Genomic DNA, 18,235 nt, shown 5'->3' with positions numbered 1-18,235 from the left:
AGTTGATTTGATCAAGCTTTGGGTCAGACCTCGAAGCGCCGAACTTGCTGGCTTAGCGTGCTGCCGAGCCGCGCGAGCTCCACGCTGGAAGCGGCCGTCTGCTCGGTTGAGGTGGCGGACTCGTCAGCGATATCACGTACTCGGGTCACGCTGCGGCTGATTTCTTCAGCCACGGCGCTCTGCTCTTCGGCGGCCGTTGCGATCTGCTGCATCATCTGCTGGATGGCGGCGATCATGAGGGTTATGTCCGCCACTGCAGTGCCTGTGTCGTTGACCCCGGCCACCGTGCGCGCTGTCAGCTCGCTGCAGCCCTGCATGGTATTGGCGGATTCCTCGGCAATCCGCTGCAGCCCCTCGATCAGTGACTGAATTTCGACCGTCGCATCCTGGGTGCGGCGTGCCAGCGTACGCACCTCGTCGGCGACCACAGCGAAGCCTCGTCCGGCATCACCCGCGCGAGCCGCCTCGATAGCGGCGTTCAGGGCGAGCAAGTTGGTCTGGTCGGCCACCGACTTGATGACATCCAGCACGCCGCCGATCCGCTCGCTTTCGTTTTTCAGGCGTGCCATCGCCGCCGATGATTTATCCACCTCATCGGCAAGCTGCTTGATCTGCACGACCGCCTGGCGCGCGGTGGCTTCGCCGGTCTGAGCCTGTTGATCGGCCGAAATTGCGGCGCTCGCGGCTTCCTCGGAATTACGCGCGACCTCAAGCACCGTTGCAGCCATCTGGTGAATCGCGGTGGCCACCTGATCGACTTCTAGCTTTTGCGATATCACGCCTGCGCTCGCTTGCTCAGTTGACTGAGACAGCTCCTCTGCGGCGGATGATATGGTTTCAGCAGAGCGACGTACCTGTCCGATCAGCTCACCAAGACTGCGCTGCATCTCGCCAAGGGATGCCATGACGCTGCCAGCAGGCGCCTGCTCTATACCCGGCATGTTGCGCATGTCGCCAGATGCTACTCGGCGGGCTGCGGCGGAAAGGTCAAGTGGCTCGGCACCGAGGGTGCGCAGCAGGCTCCGCACGATGCCGATGCCCAGACCCAGCGCGAGCAATACGGCAATCACGCAGACGCCGATCATCTGGTTGCGCTGGGTTTCATACGTCGCGCGCTCGGCCTCCACTTCGGCGTTTGCCGCCTCACGGCTGTGATGCATATAGGCTTCACCTGCTGCAAGCAGCTGACGGAGCAGGGGTATGCAATCCTGGTTGATCCGCACGATGGCTTCTTCACGCTGCCCGGCTACGGCGCGCTCAACAATATCCAGCGCCACTGGACCGTAGAGGCTTTCTACGCGAGCAATCTCTGCAAACAGCTGTTTTTCTTCGTTGGCGTCGGCGCTCGTTGATCGAGCTACGGCCGTTTTGAGGTCACCGAGATGGGTCTGAACATCACGGTGTGCATCTAGCACGGCCGCATGTTCGAGCTTCAGGTCTGCTTCAGAGGTGACCAGCACCAGGTTACGGGCCGCGACAGCGCGGCGCTGAGCCGCAATGAGCAGCGCGGAGGCCAGCTCCTCGCGAGCATTGACGCCCTCGACGTAGTCGGAAAACGCGCGGTTGAATTTCGCCAGCTCAACGATGGCCAGGGCGGAGACCAGCAGGACGATAAGGGTAAGCGCTGCAAAGCTCAGGCCGAGCTTTAGTTTTACGGTTAGGTTCATGACGTGCTCGCATAGTGTGAGGCTCGTCCATGAACTGACTGTGCGGGCAGTATGGTGGCGTTTAGATATTACCAACACTGTACTTTGGTAGCGGGGTGTACAGGTCTCGTACAGGCTGGCTCGGCGTCGTCTTTCAGGGTGATCGGCTTTCCGACTGATCGTGCTATCACAGTGCGGATTGCGCTTCAGTTGCGTAAAGGGTACAGAGGGCAATAAGGCATCTGGCCTGATATACGTAAAAAAGCGTTGGCGTTGTGTCGGGCTATAACAAAGGCGCCAACGGCGCCTTGATTTGAAGCCTTAACTTCAGACCGTACCGAGTCCGGTGCGGTCGCTGCCGTCTTCGGCAACCAGCTGCCCGAGTGGAGTACGGTCGAAACCATCATCGGCAACCTGCTCACTGATCGGTGTGTGATCAAAGCCATCTTCGGCGAGCTGCTCCGCTTGTGGCGTGAAGTCGAAGCCGTCTTCTGCAAACTGTTCGCTAAGCGGGGTGCGATCAAAGCCGTTTTCTGAAACGCTGCGATCGGTGATGACGTGCTTCTGCACGGTTTCGGCGCCCTGCGCTTCGCCCAGGATAGGTTGAGGATGGCTTGGCGGGATTGCCAAGGCAGTGGACGCGACGCTGGCCAGAATCACACTTGCAAGTAGCTTTTTCATGAGAGTGTCCTCGGTAGTAGGGGTACGGGGCCTATGCTACGAGCGAGGACGAACGGGACAAACGTGAGCGTATCAATAGTACAAATCGACGTATGTGATAACCCGGAAAACAGCGTTTTACTGATTCACTCAGCCAGTTCTTTTATTCAATTAGATCGATAGCGAGTGGCCGTCATTTATCTCGCGGTTTCGCCCTGGATGGCTGAGCGTACCGGTTGAGGCCTGCCGATGGCGGCCATGCTGCGGTCGTGTAAACGCACCAGCAGCGTCATGGCGGTGAGGCTGCCGAGCAATGCGCAGAACATGTCCGCCTGGGTGTCCCATTGATCACCCTGCATGCCGAGAAAGGCTTTGGCCCCCTGACCAAGCGCAAGGGCCGCCGCCCATTCGACCAGTTCGTAAACCGCGCTGAGCATCATGGCCATGCTCACGCAAACAAACGGCAACAGGTGTTTGCCATGAACCCGGTCCTTGCGCACCAGCAGTTCCCGAGCGATCAGCGCAGGCACAACGCCCTGGAAGAAATGCCCAATACGGTCGTAGTGGTTGCGGCTGAGGTCCAGCCAGTCCTGTAGCCAGAAGCCCACCGGCACGCGGGCGAAAGTGTAATGCCCGCCCGCAACCAGCCCCAGCGCCTGGACAGCCAGTAACAGATACAGCAGGGACGAAAGCGGAAATCGATGGTGGTTGTAGACCAGCGCCGGCAGCAAGATGGCCACCGGTAAGACTTCCAGCAGCCAGGTGGTGCGGTCATGCGGATCGATCGCGGAGACCATCAACGCCAGTACAACGAGACAAACCAGGGTTTTGAGCAACAGCGGGCGGTGCATTCAACCTGCCTTTTCAGAATCGGGGCCTGTGCAATGGACCGCGAAACCGGGGCGATGACTGCTGCGAATAACTGAACGGTCCCCTCCTGGCAGGTAGTTGCCGTCAGGGCAGGGCTTTCTCAGCGTAGGTGCGGGTCGCCAGCCCAAGCTGGGCGCGGAAGCTTTCCATGTCGAACATGGTGCAGATTTCGCGGATCTGCTGTCCGGGCGTCAGGGTCCAGAACGCCATGGCCGAAATGCTCAAGACCTTGTCGCTGGGCGGATAGCCGAGCGCGGGTGTTTCGATGGTGCCAATCAGGGTGCTCCAGGTAACCACCTTGTCGCCTTCGGCAACGCAGTCTTCGACGACCACCTCAAGGTCAGGCATGGCAATGCGGATCTGTGTGACCATCGCGGCAAAGGCGGGGCTGGCCATCGCGTGGCCAACGAAGGAGCTCTTGTAGAGAAAATCCTTGCTGTGCAGCTTCTCGGCGAGGGCCAGGTGTCCGCGGTTCCAGCTCAGGTCGATGTGCTGACGGACCAGCCGTTTGTTGTCGTCCAGTGACATCTGTCGCATCCGGTAGGTGACTTGGCCTGAAACTGTAGCAGCCAGTACCCGCCGCTGGCATCCATCCTCAGAGCCCTTCGTCGGGTCAGTCGAGCGGCAGGTGTAGCCGGAACGCCGCGCCGCCCAGATCGGAATCATCCAGCCTGAGTTCTCCGCCGTAGCTGTCGATGATGTCCTTCACCACCGCCAGGCCGATGCCCTGGCCAGGATGCTGGGCGTCCAGCCGCTCACCGCGACGCAAGATACGTGCACGCTGGTCAGCCGGTACACCAGGCCCGTCGTCCTCGACACTCAGGATCAGCTGTTCGTCGACCTGCTGCAGGCTGATGCGCACCTGATGGAGGCAGAGCCGGTAGGCGTTTTCCAGCAGGTTGCCGAGCAATTCCATCAGTGCGCCCTGTTCCAGCGGCAAGGTGGCGTTGGCCGGAAGTTGCAGCTCGACCTGCACGCGCTTGTCCTGATAGACCTTGTCCAGCGTACTGCACAAGCGCACCAGCAAAGGTTGCAGCGCAGCCCGGTGGCGAATGAGGCCGCTCTGGCCCAGGCTGGCGCGTTGCAGCTGATAACCGATCTGCTGGCTCATGCGCTCGATCTGGTCCCGCATGACTCGGGACTGGTCGCGGTTGTGGGGTTGGCTACTGATGACTTCGCCAACGCTCTGCAGCACCGTCAGGGGTGTTTTCAGGCTGTGCGCCAGATCCCCGAGCGAGTTGCGGTATTGCTCACGCTGTCGCCGCTCGCCATCGAGCAATCGGTTCAGTGAGCGGGTCAGGCGCAGCAGTTCTCGTGGGTGCTGGTCGCTGAGGCGGTCCAGCCTACCGGCCTCAACCTGATCAAGCTCGTGGCTCAGGCGCTTGAGCGAGCGAAAGCCCCAGGTCAGGCCCAGCCAGAGCAGCGTCAGCAACACCAGCAGGCCGCCGCCAAGCCAGAGATAGAGCTGCCTGCGAAATTCCTCGAACAGGCTGCGGTATTCACTGGTGGGTTGCATGGTGACGAAGCTGAACGCTTGGCGCTGGTCATTGTTCAGCCGCAGCTCGACGTCGTAGACGAAATATTCGGCGCCTTCAGCATCGCGAACGCGCAGGAATTCGGTGACATCGCCCCGCAGGCGCGGCTGGTAGTCGATGGACTCATCTTCAGCCGAGCGCGACTGCCAGAGCCGTTTGCCTTGCGGGTCGTAGATGTAGCCCAGCAGCCTGGCATCGGGCAGGTCGAATTCTTCGTCGGGCAGACGCTCCGGCATCAGCAGCTGGCCAGCTTGGATACGCGATGCGGTGATCAACGTATTGGCATCGGCAGCCAACCGCTCTTCGATGACCCTTTCGAAGGCGAGGCTGAACGCAGCCTGCAGCACCGGCAGCAGGGCAAGCATGAACAAGATGGCAAGACAGGTGGCACCCAGCATCAGGCGCAGGCGCAGTGACAGGTTGCCATTGCGGGCGGTCCGAGCCATTACGCGCCAGCGTCGCCAACGAAGACTCATCGGCAGCGCTCGGTGAACAGATAACCCAGGCCGCGAACGGTATCGATGGGTTTCAGCCCGCCGTGCGCCTCCAGCTTGCGCCTTAAACGTCCGACCAGGACTTCGATGACGTTGGCGTCGCGCTCGTTGTCGTCCGGGTAGAGCTGCTCCATCAGGCGTTCCTTGGCCACAACCTGCTGCTGGTGACGCATCAGGTATTCCAGGATGCGATATTCGAACGCAGTCAGAGGCAGCGGCTCGTCATCGACCAGCGCCTGCTTGCGGTTGAGGTCGAGCTTGAGTGGGCCGGCCTCGATACTTGCCTGGGTAAAGCCGGACGAGCGCCGCAGCAACGCGTTGAGCCGCGCCTCCAGCTCCTCGAACTGGAAGGGTTTGACGACATAGTCGTCGGCGCCGGCGGCCAGTCCTTCGACCTTGTCCTGCCAATTACCGCGCGCGGTGAGGATGAGGATGGGGAAACGCTCGCCATTGCTGCGCAGCTGGCGTATCAGATCCAGGCCGGAGATGCCTGGCAGCCCAAGATCGACCACCGCCAGGTCGTGATTGAACTCGCGGGTCTGGTACAGCGCCTCTTCGGCATCGGCTACCGCATCGACCACGTGCCCACTTTCGCTCAGGCGAGTCAGTAGGTGGTGGCGCAGCAGCGCCTCGTCTTCCACCACCAGCACTTTCATTTCCGGCTCCTGTCATGCAAACGGCCGGGACAATCCCGGCCGTGTTCCTGTTGATGCAACTTGCGACCTGGCGCCGCTGGCTCAGAACTTGTAGTTCACGCCCAGGTAGGCCTGCTTGGTGCTATGCAGGTCGATGGAACCCACCTTGCCTACGCCTCGCTCGGCGACTTCGGTGCCGGCATTGCTGCGCAGGTAACGGTAACCCGCTTCGATCGAGGTGTTGTGGCCGACGTCCTGCAACACTCCGGCTTGCAGGCCAACCAGATAGCCGATATCGCTGTCGCGGCGGTAACCGCTGGACTCGTTCTCGAGTTTGGTCAGACCGGCACTGGCACCACCGAACAAGCGGGTGGTATCTCCAACTGGCAAGAACAGGTCGTAGCTGCCGATCAGGTTCTGCTGGCGCAGCTTGAGTGAGCTGCCGTAGTCGTCGGAGACGTTTTCGTAGGTGGCATAGTAGCGCGCCTCGTCGGTCATCTGTCCGGCGCGGATGCCCCTGGTGCCGCTGTTCTTTATGGTGTCATCGAAGCGATTCGCGCCCGGCATGTTCTGCTTCAGGGTGCTGGAGCGGTCGATGTTGACGGTGCTCTTGCCCCAGGTAAGACCGGCAAAGTTGTCGGCGGCTTGGGCGCCGAGGCTGAAGACACTCAGGGTAGTAGCGATGGCCAGGGTATGCAGCTTTATCATCTGTCGCTCCTTTGCAGGCGTGGAATGCAGGCGTGGAAATTCACGTCTCCATCCTGCCTAGGCACCGCTGAACGGCGCCTGAACCCTGGCTGAACCTGAGCTGAACGACCATGCAGCCGGCGTAGCCTGAGCTGCGCCGGCCATTCGCTAACGCCCGCGACGGCCCAAGAGCGCGACCAGTGCTGCCGCACCCACGGCTACAGCGGCGGTGGTCGCGACCGGATGCTGCGTGGCGCGGGTGTAGAGGCTGCGTGTCAGCACTCTGCCGGGATAGTTACCGCTGGCGCTGCCGTCGCCTGCACGGCCGACATCGCTGGCATGGAGGGCGCCGTGCGGGTGTCGATCCGGGCGGCCACTTTTGATGGTGTCGTAAACGAAGGTGCGGTTCACCCAGTCAGCCAGGCGCGGTGCGTTTTGCGCGAGCCGCGAGAGCAGCTTGGCATTGCCGATATAGACGTCGCGCTGCGGATGCTCGGCAGCATGCAGAATCGCGCGGGCGACGACTTCCGGCGCGTAGACGGGCGGCGGAAACACCGGAGCACTGGGCAGGTAGTTCTTGGAGTGGTCCATGAACTGGGTGTCGGTCGACGAGGGGCGTACCAGGGTCACCGATACTGGTGTGCGCGACTTCTGCAGCTCGACGCGCAACACATCGGTCATCGCCTTGATCGCATGCTTGCTGGCGCTGTAGCTGCTGTGGAAGGGCAGGGCATTGGCCGACTCGACACTGCCGATGTTGATCAGCGCACCGCCTTTATCACGCAAATGCTTCACCGCGATGGACGAGCCGTAGTGCGTGCCCCAGAAGTTGGTCTGCATGACTTGTTGGTGGTCTTCATCGCTGACCTCGTCGAAGCGGCCCCAGACCGAGCTGCCGGCATTGTTGATCCAGGTATCAAAGCCACCGAAGCGCGAGATCGTCTCGCTGGCGACGCGTTCCAGCTGCGCACGCTCGCCCACATCGGCCATGACGTGAAGGACGCGATTCCCCGCATTAAGCTCTCGCTCGATTTCGAACAGCGCTTCTTCGTTGCGCGCCACCAGCACCACGCGTGCGCCCTTTTCGATGGCGAGGCGGGCCGTGGCCAGGCCGATACCGCTCGAAGCGCCGGTAATGACGATGACCTGCTCATGCAAGGGTTTGAGAGAAATGCGCATCGGGTCTCCTCGAATAGCGGCGATGGGGTGGGCTCGGTAGAAGCCGCGGCCCCGCTTCCGGTTCCGGGCAGGCGATGGATGGCAGCGCTGGTTTGGCTGGAGGCAGGTCGTCGATGTGGGGGCTAGCAAGAGCAGGGCGGCTACTCGATTGCTCCCGGCCTCTTTGATCGGCGAGAGTCCGGAGGAAATATGTACAAATGTTTCAGATTCTTCGGAACTCTTTTGATGGCCAATTGCTCTCAATTTCGCTTGGGAGACTCCTCCCGCATCCCCCATTTGATCAAGACGCCGGCATTAGTCTCTTGCCGTGGTATGCCTCGATATCGAGCTAGGTGCAGGAATGAAACGCTTTGTTGTGCTGGATAGTTTTCGCGGTATCTGTGCGATTGCGGTGGTGCTGTTCCATACCCAGATCATGTTGAGTTTTTCCGAACTGAGTTTCTTCCGGCACGCCGACTTGTTCGTCGAGTTCTTTTTCGTGCTTAGCGGTTTTGTGATGTTTCACGCCTACGGCGGGCGCGAGTTCGGCCCCGTTGTGCTTAGGCGTTTCGTTATCAGCCGCACCTTTCGGTTGTATCCGTTGCACCTGCTGATGCTGCTGGTCTTCATCGGCCTGGAGTTCGGCAAACTCTGGGCAGAGCACCACGGCTTCTCCTTCAATGATGCGGCTTTCACTGGCAAGACGGCACCTGGCGAAATCCTGCCCAACGCCCTGTTGCTGCAGAGCTGGATTGGCGACTTCAACAGCCTGTCGTTCAACACGCCGGCCTGGAGCATCAGCATCGAGTACTACCTATACATGGTGCTGGGAATGGTGCTGCTGGCAATGCCGCGGTACTGCGCACAGATCCTGGCACTGGCAACGCTGGTGTCCTTCGCGGCGCTGTATGTCGAGCTGGACGTGATCAAGCCCTTCATCTGGCGCGGCGCTTCCTGCTTCTTTGCCGGGGCGCTGACCTATCTGCTCTACCAGAAGCTGGAGCCAGCCATCAGCCGCTTTGAAGACCGGCTGTTCTTCAGTGTGCTCGAGCTGCTTTGCCTGTTGCTGGTGTACCGCACACTGACTCACGAATCGCCGCATCAGGGCATCATCGCCAGCCTGCTGTTCTGTGGGGTGGTGCTGGTTTTCGCCAGCGAGCGCGGTGCGGTTTCGCAGCTGTTGCAGCGCCGCGGCTTCGCCCGCCTGGGGGAACTGTCCTTCTCAATCTACCTGACCCATGCAGCGGTCATCTTTGCCTTCACCAGTGCGGCGGTGGTGCTGTCGAAGCTTTCCGGCACCGAATACACCACGATTCTGCAGCAGCCAGGAAGCGAGCAGATCATGCGTTACATCAGCAGTGGCAGCGTCGTGGTCGACGATCTGCTCACCCTGCTCGAGCTGGGAATGGTGCTGGCGATATCGAGCCTGACGTACCACTACGTGGAGCTGAAGGGCATTGAGCTGGGGCGCCGGCTCTCACGTCACCAGCCGCGACAGCTATCGCAGATTTGAAGCGGACCTGGCGACCATGCTCTCCGCTGCCGGCGACTGGCGAGGAGCCGGCTTCGGAGCACCCGCGGGTTCGGTGGACGGGTAGCTCTGGTGCAAAGGTGTTTGCTCTTCACCGTCGATGGTCCAGGTGACGGTTGCCTCGATATGGCTATCGGGCGCCACGCCCAGCCAGTTGTTCAGCGGGCATTGGGGTTGGGGGGCGCTGGTCAGCTCGCCTGATTGGCGGCTGCGACTGGTGCCGGCTCGGCCTTGAGCGCGCACTTCCAGCTGATAGCTGAGCTTATGGACTTTGGCACTGCTGAAGCACAACCGCAGATTCAATCGGTCGGCTTCAGGCACTAGCTCCAGGCGAGCGTCAACCGGGCCGGCGGCAGAGGCTAACAGCATGGCGGCGAGGGTCGCAGTGAGCATAAGCGAAGGCCAAGGGAGGGGGTCACTTTTGGGTAACGGTGGCCATGTTGCCGGTCCCCGTCTGCGAGATGACTGCGTTCATGAGCTCAGCGTTCTGGGTGATCGAGGCCTGGTTTGCCATGCCGACCTGGTTGATTCGGGCTTCGTTGTATCCGGCTAGCTGGTTGATGGCGGCGATGTTGTCATCGCCGGACTGCACGACGCTGGCTTGGTTGCCGTCGAACCGTTGCACCAACTCGACACTGTTGCTGTTTCCGGTTGAGGACCCTCTAAACGAATTGCTACGCCCGCTCTGTTCAGCTGTCAGCAGGTTGTCGTCGCCTGCCTGATTGAACTCGACCTCCCCAAACAGGTTGTACTGCGAGATCGTCGCGGTGTTCAGATTGCCGTTCTGGGCCAGCTTGATATTGCCGCCATCGCCCTGCCCGATGGTCACCTGGTTCTCATCGCCGACCTGGTAAACCGCCAGCGTGGTGCCGTGGTAAAAGCCGTCTTGGGTCATTACCAGCGAATTGTCGTTGCCAATCTGATACGCCTCGGCCTGGGCAAACCCCTGCTGGGTTGCGGTAATGACGTTGTTGTCGCGAATGCTACTGAGGCGCAGGTCATTGGCATACCAGGTCTGCTCGACCTCGGCGCGATTGCCGGTGCCCTGCTGATAGACGCTGGCGCTGGAAAAGTAAGTTTCATCACCTTGGTAGACAGAGGCGTTATTGCTGCCGATTTGGACGATGCTGGCCACATTCTGCTCAGCAATTACGCCCTGGTAGATCGAACCGCTGTTAGCCGTACCGTTCTGCCGGATTGTCGCCTCGTTCAGCACGCCCGTCTGATCAATCGTGGCGTCGTTATCACTGCCGGTCTGTACAAGTTTGGCGTTGTTGTCGGCATGGGCGCCAATGGCGACGGACAGCAAAGCGGCTGACGCGAGGAGATGCAGACTGCGCATAGGGTTACCTTCTTATTAGCGATGCTGGACGATCTGGACGCTTTGGCCGCTGCCGTATTGGGTGACACTGCTGCTCAAGCCGCTGCCGAACTGTTCGATGCTGGCAGCATTGTCTGAGCCGATCTGAGCGATGGCGGCCTGGTTGTCGCTGCCGATCTGGCTGATATCCGCCAGGTTGCCCTCGCCGATCTGCAGAATGGTTGCGATCTGGTTTTCGCCCTGCTGAAGAATGAAGGCCTGCTGGTCGCTGCCCTGTTGCACGATGTTCGCCAGCTGAGCTGTGCCGGTCTGGCTTACGTCGGCCAGGTTGTCACTGCCTGTTTGCAGCACCCGTGCGACCTGCATGTCGGGCAGCTGCCATGCGGCCCCCGCCGGACTGGCAAGGCTCAGCGAGCCGTCTGCAAGATCCCCGTTGTCCATCAGATCGGCCGCATGAACCGCGTGACCGGTGAGCAGAAGGGCGGCGAGAAAGCCGCGGCGCAGTAGGGCTAGACGATCCATGCAGGCACCTCGAAGTAGTGCTCGGATTCTTGTCTGCGGGCCGGGTGCTGAACATCCATCGAACGGTGCAAAACAAGCGCTACGTGATGAACGGGAGGGATTAACTCCTCGGTTGCTCACAATTCGCCCCGGTCCATGTCGAAAGTGTCCTGAAGCAAGTTCTGCAGCTTGCTTCGGTTGACCTCTTCCAATATCAACTGCGCGGCTTGGGTGGCGATTTCCTCTATCTCCGCGACGTTGGGCTGCAGAAACCGCCGGTAGACGGTGAGCTGTCCGTACTCCACCCAGACCAGGCTGCCCCAGCGCGCCGAAGGGCGTTCGCGCACCACCAGATCGCCTTCTAGAGCGCTGGCGTCCTGCAGCTGGAAGCTGAGGTAGCGGTGAAAATCATGGCCGAAGCGGGTGATGGTGTTGTCGATGATCAGCCCACTCAGCTCGGCCTCGCCCTGCGCCTGGCTGAGCGGCTCCTCGGCCTGGAGGGGGCCAGCCAGGCTCAGCAGCAACAGGCACAGCGTCAGGCGTGGCACGACTCGGACCAATCCAGCCGGCCGCGAAGCAGAAAGGCCGCCTCGGCCCGATTGGAGGCGCCAATCTTGCGTAACAGGTTATGGATGTGGCTCTTGATGGTGTGCGGGCTCAGGCACAGCTGTTCGGCGATCTCGGCATTCGACAGGCCTTTGCCGGCCAGGCTGAGAATTTCGCGCTCGCGCAACGTCAGTGACGGCTTGCTGCCGGCGAGTTGGCGCATGCGTCGCCATTGGCTGAGCAGCCGTTCGGTCAGAACCCGAGGAAGCCAGTCGCCGCCGTCCAGTAGGACCTGAATGCCGTCGAGCAGATGCTCGCGCGTGGCATGACTGTAAAACACGCCACGAATGGTGGGATGCTTGTCGACCAGCTGCTCGGCCTGTTCCGGCGCGATATTGACCAGCGCAACGGGCGTCTGCTCATCAAGCTGATCAAGCAGCGTCGACAGTTGCTCGGTCTGGCTGTTTCCAGAGTCGAGTAGATAGAGATCGGTGCTGCCCGGAACGATTTTCTCGAGCCGCGCCAGGGCTACCTCTAGCTGAGCCTGCTCACCAAGAAAGTGCTTGAAGAACAGTCCCAGTAGCTCATTGCCGGTCAGCAGGGTGACAGTAGGCCGGTTACGTTCCCGGTGGGTGAAATCCGCTTCGTCCATGTTCAATCCTTGGTCTGGGGTGCCGTTATGCTGCATAGAAAAGTTACTAAACGACCGGCTAGAAATGACGAAGTTCAGCGTTCCAGCTGGGATTAGGCCGGCATCTGCGCGCTGAGGATGACAACCCGACAGACGGTTAAATAAGCGGCTTGGCGGACCAAACGATCCATGTCGAGTCAATCACCCGTTCGATGGAGCCTGCATCTATACCCCTCGCACGAACTGCTAGTGCGCACTTCACTCATCGGTCTGCTGCTTGGTCTTGTGTTGAAGCCTTCAAGCATCTCCTGTGAGGTGAATGCCGGCTGGTCGTTAAACCTGTCGATCTATCGGCTTCGCCGACTGGCGTGGTCTGTTACGGGGGCTAGATAGCCTGACAACGCTGCATGAAAGGGATGTCCACCAGCCTACTGTCTCGTCTGTGGCCTCATCGACCGTCAGCGATTAGTCCCCAGCCACACGCGCCATAACAAACCGCTGGTCAACAGCCGACGAACGGTTTTGCCCTGGCTTGGCGACCAATGGCGATATGCCCGTGAGGCCCGCCGCATAAGGCCTTCATCGGTTCTGAAAGATCCTGTCATGCAGCAAGGTGAAATTTATTTCCACCACCATTGCCGTATTAGGTGAACCCCTTGAACTGGAGAGCGATCATGCAAACGACCAAGCTCGCCGCGCTGACACTGGCCGGCCTGATGTCTGCTTCTGCTTTTGCTGGCACTACTGATAACGGCGCCATGCACGACAAGGACGCCTACGATTCGAAAAGCAGTGCAATGAAAAGCGGCACTCATGACGGCAAGATGGATGGCGCTCATGACGACACCATGATGGATGGCAAAACCACCGACGACACCGACCGCACTGGATTGACAACCGGAGCAGGCACCACAGTTGACGGTGAGACGGCAGGCCCCGGTGCTGAGACAGGTACCAGTGTCGGCAATACCACCGCTACGGGGAACAGTGCCACTGGCAACTGACTTGCCGTCGCAGCTAGATGAAAAGCCCCGGCCCTGCTGGGGCTTTTTTCTTGCGCAGCCGTCAGCGCCCGCCGTCGCGGCTGGCCGTAGAGGGCTGATGATGGGGAGAAGATCATGGTCACACGCATCTGGTTATGCGCATCGATACTGATAACAGCGCCGCTGGCGATCGCCGCCGGAACCGGCCCGACGCACCCGGAAAAGGCTCGCGAGCATCCGTTGGACTCACGTGAGCCACGCCAGGGCGTGATCGAGGGTGAAAGTCACGGCCAGCCACGACCACCAACGCTGGAGTCGCTGCCTGAGGCGCCGCCGGTAATCCCGGTCGAGAACCCGTCGCAACCTGTTCGGCCAGACGCCCGCTCGAGCGAGAATCGGGACCCAGCCTCTAACTGATCAAACGAGGCGGATCTGTTTCAGCCCAAGCGGCAAACGAAAACGGGAGGCCTGAGCCTCCCGTTCGGTGCCGCCAGTGCTGTGTTTAGAACAGTACGCGGCTGCGGATCGTGCCGTTGACGTGCTGGAGCTTTTCCAGCGCCAGGTCGGAATATTCCTTGTCCACGTCGATTACCACGTAGCCGACCTTTTCGTTGGTCTGCAGGAACTGACCGCAGATGTTGATGCCGTTGTCGGCGAACACCTTGTTGATCTCGCTCATCACGCCCGGGATGTTCTCGTGGATATGCAGCAGGCGGTGCTTGCCCGGATGCGAGGGCAGGGCGACTTCAGGGAAGTTGACGGAGGACACCGAGGTACCGTTGTCGCTGTACTTGACCAGCTTCTCCGCGACTTCCAGGCCGATGTTGGCCTGGGCTTCGGCAGTGGAGCCGCCGATGTGCGGGGTCAGGATCACGCGGTCAAGACCACGCAAGGGGCTCTCGAATTCGTCGTCGTTGGACTTGGGCTCGACCGGGAATACATCGATGGCGGCGCCGATCAGGTGCTCATCCTTGATCGCGGCGGCCAGGTGATCCAGTTCTACAACGGTGCCACGCGCGGCGTTGATCAGAATGGCGCCTTGCTTCATGGCGCGGATTTCCTTTTCACCGATCATCCACTGAGTGGACGGCAGTTCGGGAACATGCAGGGAGACGATGTCGCACATGCCCAGCAGTTCGTACAGCGAGCCGATCTGAGTGGCGTTGCCCAGCGGCAGCTTGGTCACCACGTCATAGAAGAAGACCTGCATGCCAAGACTCTCGGCGAGCACCGACAGCTGCGTGCCGATGGAGCCGTAACCGATGATGCCCAGCTTCTTGCCGCGGATCTCGAAAGAATTGGCCGCAGACTTAATCCAGCCGCCGCGGTGGCAGGAGGCGTTCTTCTCGGGGATGCCACGTAGCAGCAGGATGGCTTCGGCCAGCACCAGTTCGGCCACCGAGCGGGTGTTGGAGTAGGGCGCGTTGAACACCGCGATTCCGCGTTCACGGGCGGCATTGAGGTCGACCTGGTTGGTGCCAATGCAGAAGCAGCCGACGGCGATCAGTTTCTGCGCCGCGTCGAAGACTTCTTCGGTGAGCTGGGTGCGCGAACGGATGCCGATGAAATGGGCGTCGGCGATCTTCTCCTTCAGTTCCGCATCGGTCAGCGCGGTCTTGAGGTACTCGATGTTGGAGTAACCGGCGGCCTTGAGGGTGTCGACAGCGTTCTGGTGCACGCCTTCGAGAAGAAGGAACTTGATCTTGCTCTTGTCGAGAGAGGTCTGGCTCATCTGCATTAAAACCTTAAGGCCGGAGTGAAGGACGAAGTGTCCAGCGAAGGCTGGCCGACCCGGTATCAGCGGTGTCGGGAGCTGCCGAGGCACGTTTCAAAAGGGTGCGTATGCTAGCATACAGGCCCCTCGAAACACCCCCTGTCCTGAGCTGAAGCGTGCTCAGGGTGACCATGAATCGAATGAGAGTTCCCATGATGACCGATCTCGCCCTGATCGACGAGCTGAAGACCCTGGTCGAGCCTGGCAAGGTGCTGACCGATGCCGATTCGCTGAATACCTACGGCAAGGACTGGACCAAGCAATACGCCCCGGCACCCTCGGCCATCGTGTTCCCGAAGAGCATCGAGCAAGTGCAGGCGATCGTGCGCTGGGCCAATGAGCGCAAGGTCGCGCTGGTGCCATCTGGCGGCCGGACCGGTCTCTCTGCTGCCGCGGTCGCCGCTAATGGTGAGGTGGTGGTCTCGTTCGACTACATGAACCAGATTCTCGAATTCAACGAGATGGATCGCACAGCTGTCTGCCAGCCGGGGGTGGTCACCGCACAGCTGCAGCAGTTTGCCGAAGACAAGGGGCTCTACTACCCAGTGGATTTTGCCTCGGCCGGCTCCAGCCAGATCGGCGGCAACATTGGCACCAACGCTGGCGGCATCAAGGTGATTCGCTACGGCATGACCCGTAACTGGGTGGCGGGGCTGAAGGTCGTCACTGGTAAAGGCGATCTGCTCGAGCTGAACAAGGACCTGATCAAGAACGCCACCGGCTATGACCTGCGCCAGCTGTTCATCGGCGCCGAGGGCACGCTGGGCTTCGTCGTCGAGGCGACCATGCGCCTGGAGCGTCAGCCGACCAACCTGACAGCGCTGGTGCTGGGCACGCCGGACTTCGAGTCGATCATGCCGGTGCTGCACGCTTTCCAGGACAAGCTGGACCTGACCGCCTTCGAGTTTTTCTCCGACAAGGCACTGGCCAAGGTGCTCGGCCGTGGCGACGTGCCGGCACCGTTCGAAACCGATTGCCCGTTCTACGCGCTGCTGGAATTCGAAGCCACCACCGACGAGCGCGCCGATCAGGCGCTGGCGACCTTTGAGCACTGTGTCAACGAAGGTTGGGTGCTCGACGGCGTGATGAGCCAGAGCGAGCAGCAGCTGCAGAACCTATGGAAACTGCGCGAGTACATTTCCGAGACCATCAGCCACTGGACGCCGTACAAGAACGATATCTCGGTGACCATCGCCAAGGTGCCGGCTTTCCTCGAGGAAATCGACGCCATCGTCGGTGAGCATTACCCGGATTTCGAGATCGTCTGGTTCGGGCACATTGGTGACGGCAACCTGCACCTGAACATCCTCAAGCCGGATGCGATGGACAAGGACGAGTTCTTCGGCAAGTGCGCCACCGTCAACAAGTGGGTGTTCGAAACCGTACAGAAGTACAACGGTTCGATCTCCGCCGAGCACGGCGTGGGCATGACCAAGCGCGACTACCTCGAGTACAGCCGCTCGCCGGTGGAAATCGAGTACATGAAGGCGGTCAAGGCTGCCTTCGATCCGAACGGCATCATGAATCCGGGCAAGATCTTCGCTGTTTGAACAGACAGGAACCCTCCATGACCTACAAGCACCAGTACACCGACGGCACGACCATCCACTACCCGCTGGGCAAGGTCGTCTGCATCGGCCGAAACTACGCCGAGCACGCTAAAGAGCTGAACAACCCGGTGCCGACCGAGCCATTGCTGTTCATCAAGGCCGGCAGCTGCACCGTGCCGCTGGACAGTGGTTTCAGCATTCCAGCGGACCGTGGTTCCGTGCACTACGAGGCGGAAATTGCCGTGTTGATCGGCAAGCCGCTGTCGCGCAAGCCGAACGAAGAGGAGGTTCGCGATGCGATCTCCGGTTTCGCTCCCGCTCTGGACCTGACCCTGCGCGACGTGCAGGCCAAGCTGAAGGAAAAGGGCCACCCGTGGGAGATCGCCAAGAGCTTTGACGGCGCCTGTGTGCTGGCACCCTTCGTGCCGGGCGATGCGGTGGATGACCTCGGCGACATCGGTATCCGCCTGACCATCAACGGTGAAGTCCGTCAGGACGGCAACAGCAGCCAGATGCTCAATGCCATTCTGCCGCTTTTGCAGCACATTGCCGGGCACTTCAGCCTGCAGCCTGGCGACGTCGTGCTGACCGGCACGCCGGCGGGGGTCGGTCCTCTCAATCAGGGCGACGACCTGGTAGTGGAGCTGGTCGGGCTGTCGCGCTTCGAGAGCCGCGTGCTTTAACGTGCATATGAGCCGGGTACGCCTGACGTATCCGGCCCGCAGCGCTCTATCCTCCCTGTGACGGTCATGCTGTAATCGCACGCTCTCCCTGGGTTTGCCTACATGCCTGAGTCTGCCGTCCGACGTTCCCGCCTACGCCTGTTCCTCTACACTTCGCTGTTTCTTACCATTGCAATGGCCTTGCTGGCCGGCTGGATGCTGCATTGGAATGACCAATTGAAGCTCTATTGGCAGGAGCAAACTGTCGATGCCAGCGCCCGCGCGGCGAGCATCTGGTTGCCGGACTATGAACTGGCGCTGGAGACCACTTTGTCCGGCCTCGAGGAAGACGAAACCTCAGGCCTGACCTGGAACGCAGAGACCGGGACGCTGTTCACCGTCACCGGACAAAACCCCCAGCTCGTGGAATTCTCCCCCGGCGGCGTGGTGCTGCGGCGCATCACCCTGACCGGATTCTCGGATCCTGAGGCGGTCGAAGCTCTGGATAACGGACAGCTCGGTATCGTCGATGAGCGGCGCCGACTGGTTGCAGTGTTCCGGTTGGCGCCTGGGGTGGAGAGCCTCGATCTCGAGGATCTCGCCACCTATGACCTGGGTTTCGACGGCGCCGGAAACAAAGGCTTCGAAGGACTGGCCTGGAATCCGCGCACCCAGCGCATGCTGCTGGCCAAGGAGCGCGATCCGCAGGGCTTGTTCGAACTGCCCTTCCCTGGAGAAGACGGCGCTGCCGGCGCCCTTGAGTCGCTCCCTGACCAGCCGCTGCTGGTACGCGATATCTCGTCGGTAGCCATCGACCCGCGTACCGGGCATACCCTGATGCTTTCCGACGAGTCGCGTCTGCTGGTCGAGCTTGACTTGCAGGGGCGGCCACGCAGCTTCATCAGGCTGCTCGGCGGTCTCAATGGTCTGGTGGAGGGCATCGACCAGGCTGAAGGTGTAGCCATGGACGGGCAAGGCAACATCTACGTCGTAGCGGAGCCGAACCGCTTCTATGTGTTCAGTCGGCGACGCTGACCTCCGATTCAGATCG

At 60.7% G+C, this 18,235-nt stretch carries 20 protein-coding genes; 6 read left to right on the top strand and 14 right to left on the bottom strand.

All coding sequences use genetic code 11. The annotated features are described in order from the left end of the window. Nucleotides 1-23: 23 nt before the first annotated feature. The 8 genes from ALTERO38_RS21875 to ALTERO38_RS18530 all read right to left on the bottom strand — a co-directional run bounded on the left by ALTERO38_RS21875 (nt 24) and on the right by ALTERO38_RS18530 (nt 7,706). Nucleotides 24-728 carry a methyl-accepting chemotaxis protein gene (locus ALTERO38_RS21875; protein WP_372239430.1) on the bottom strand — a complete coding sequence of 235 codons (705 nt, stop codon included), beginning with the start codon at nt 726-728 and terminating at the stop codon, nt 24-26. A gap of 1,245 nt (nt 729-1,973) precedes the next feature. Further along, nucleotides 1,974-2,327 (bottom strand): hypothetical protein, encoded by a 354-nt coding sequence (locus ALTERO38_RS18560; RefSeq protein WP_159969279.1) that lies wholly within the window; start codon nt 2,325-2,327, stop codon nt 1,974-1,976. Between the two features lie 176 nt (nt 2,328-2,503). Next, nucleotides 2,504-3,157: a DUF2238 domain-containing protein gene (locus ALTERO38_RS18555; RefSeq protein WP_148923969.1), complete on the bottom strand. Its 654-nt coding sequence runs from the start codon at nt 3,155-3,157 to the stop codon at nt 2,504-2,506. A gap of 103 nt (nt 3,158-3,260) precedes the next feature. Further along, nucleotides 3,261-3,704: a ketosteroid isomerase-related protein gene (locus tag ALTERO38_RS18550; RefSeq protein ID WP_159969278.1), complete on the bottom strand. Its 444-nt coding sequence runs from the start codon at nt 3,702-3,704 to the stop codon at nt 3,261-3,263. Between the two features lie 85 nt (nt 3,705-3,789). Then, a complete protein-coding gene (locus ALTERO38_RS18545) occupies nt 3,790-5,187 on the bottom strand; it encodes an ATP-binding protein (RefSeq protein ID WP_159969277.1) in 1,398 nt (465 codons plus the stop codon). Then, on the bottom strand, nt 5,184-5,861 hold the full coding sequence (locus ALTERO38_RS18540; protein ID WP_102837799.1) for a response regulator: 678 nt from the start codon (nt 5,859-5,861) through the stop codon (nt 5,184-5,186). The genes ALTERO38_RS18545 and ALTERO38_RS18540 overlap by 4 nt, the downstream gene beginning before the upstream one ends. 81 nt (nt 5,862-5,942) lie before the next feature. Then, a complete protein-coding gene (locus ALTERO38_RS18535; protein ID WP_159969276.1) occupies nt 5,943-6,548 on the bottom strand; it encodes an outer membrane protein in 606 nt (201 codons plus the stop codon). 147 nt (nt 6,549-6,695) lie between these two features. Further along, nucleotides 6,696-7,706 carry an SDR family oxidoreductase gene (locus ALTERO38_RS18530; RefSeq protein WP_159969275.1) on the bottom strand — a complete coding sequence of 337 codons (1,011 nt, stop codon included), beginning with the start codon at nt 7,704-7,706 and terminating at the stop codon, nt 6,696-6,698. A gap of 340 nt (nt 7,707-8,046) precedes the next feature. Between ALTERO38_RS18530 and ALTERO38_RS18525 the strand changes: the two genes are divergently transcribed. Further along, complete coding sequence (locus tag ALTERO38_RS18525) at nt 8,047-9,198, top strand: acyltransferase (RefSeq protein WP_159969274.1); 1,152 nt, start codon at nt 8,047-8,049, stop codon at nt 9,196-9,198. Here the strand turns inward: ALTERO38_RS18525 and csgH are convergent. The 5 genes from csgH to ALTERO38_RS18500 all read right to left on the bottom strand — a co-directional run bounded on the left by csgH (nt 9,184) and on the right by ALTERO38_RS18500 (nt 12,158). Then, entirely contained in the window at nt 9,184-9,609 is a 426-nt protein-coding gene (gene csgH / locus ALTERO38_RS18520) for a curli-like amyloid fiber formation chaperone CsgH (RefSeq protein ID WP_178114607.1), read from the bottom strand. The genes ALTERO38_RS18525 and csgH overlap by 15 nt on opposite strands. Before the next feature lie 22 nt (nt 9,610-9,631). Then, nucleotides 9,632-10,558: a hypothetical protein gene (locus ALTERO38_RS18515; RefSeq protein ID WP_159969273.1), complete on the bottom strand. Its 927-nt coding sequence runs from the start codon at nt 10,556-10,558 to the stop codon at nt 9,632-9,634. Between the two features lie 15 nt (nt 10,559-10,573). Continuing rightward, entirely contained in the window at nt 10,574-11,059 is a 486-nt protein-coding gene (locus ALTERO38_RS18510; RefSeq protein ID WP_159969272.1) for a curli production assembly protein CsgB, read from the bottom strand. Between the two features lie 116 nt (nt 11,060-11,175). Continuing rightward, nucleotides 11,176-11,586 carry a CsgE family curli-type amyloid fiber assembly protein gene (locus tag ALTERO38_RS18505; protein ID WP_102837793.1) on the bottom strand — a complete coding sequence of 137 codons (411 nt, stop codon included), beginning with the start codon at nt 11,584-11,586 and terminating at the stop codon, nt 11,176-11,178. Next, entirely contained in the window at nt 11,574-12,158 is a 585-nt protein-coding gene (locus tag ALTERO38_RS18500; RefSeq protein ID WP_102837838.1) for a response regulator transcription factor, read from the bottom strand. The genes ALTERO38_RS18505 and ALTERO38_RS18500 overlap by 13 nt, the downstream gene beginning before the upstream one ends. A gap of 731 nt (nt 12,159-12,889) precedes the next feature. Between ALTERO38_RS18500 and ALTERO38_RS18495 the strand changes: the two genes are divergently transcribed. Beyond that, on the top strand, nt 12,890-13,219 hold the full coding sequence (locus tag ALTERO38_RS18495) for a hypothetical protein (protein ID WP_159969271.1): 330 nt from the start codon (nt 12,890-12,892) through the stop codon (nt 13,217-13,219). A gap of 114 nt (nt 13,220-13,333) precedes the next feature. Continuing rightward, the gene (locus tag ALTERO38_RS18490) at nt 13,334-13,615 is read left to right on the top strand and encodes a hypothetical protein (RefSeq protein ID WP_159969270.1); all 282 of its coding nucleotides are present in this window, start codon (nt 13,334-13,336) and stop codon (nt 13,613-13,615) included. A gap of 85 nt (nt 13,616-13,700) precedes the next feature. On the opposite strand, the gene serA is transcribed toward ALTERO38_RS18490, so the two are convergent. After that, nucleotides 13,701-14,930, bottom strand: a complete 1,230-nt coding sequence (gene serA, locus ALTERO38_RS18485) for a phosphoglycerate dehydrogenase (RefSeq protein WP_102837837.1) — start codon at nt 14,928-14,930, stop codon at nt 13,701-13,703. A 197-nt stretch (nt 14,931-15,127) separates the two neighbouring features. On the opposite strand from serA, the gene ALTERO38_RS18480 reads away from it, so the two are divergent. The 3 genes from ALTERO38_RS18480 to ALTERO38_RS18470 all read left to right on the top strand — a co-directional run bounded on the left by ALTERO38_RS18480 (nt 15,128) and on the right by ALTERO38_RS18470 (nt 18,219). Next, a complete protein-coding gene (locus ALTERO38_RS18480; protein WP_159969733.1) occupies nt 15,128-16,522 on the top strand; it encodes an FAD-binding oxidoreductase in 1,395 nt (464 codons plus the stop codon). 17 nt (nt 16,523-16,539) lie between these two features. After that, on the top strand, nt 16,540-17,205 hold the full coding sequence (locus ALTERO38_RS18475) for a fumarylacetoacetate hydrolase family protein (protein ID WP_159969269.1): 666 nt from the start codon (nt 16,540-16,542) through the stop codon (nt 17,203-17,205). A 102-nt stretch (nt 17,206-17,307) separates the two neighbouring features. Next, entirely contained in the window at nt 17,308-18,219 is a 912-nt protein-coding gene (locus ALTERO38_RS18470; protein ID WP_159969268.1) for an SdiA-regulated domain-containing protein, read from the top strand. Nucleotides 18,220-18,235 lie beyond the last annotated feature (16 nt).

Origin of the sequence: Pseudomonas sp. 9Ag, from assembly GCF_902506445.1 — a bacterium.
GTDB classification, from domain to species: Bacteria; Pseudomonadota; Gammaproteobacteria; order Pseudomonadales; family Pseudomonadaceae; genus Stutzerimonas; species Stutzerimonas stutzeri_AB.
Note: the sequence above shows the minus strand (reverse complement) of the source record. Positions and strands in the feature narration are given on the sequence as shown.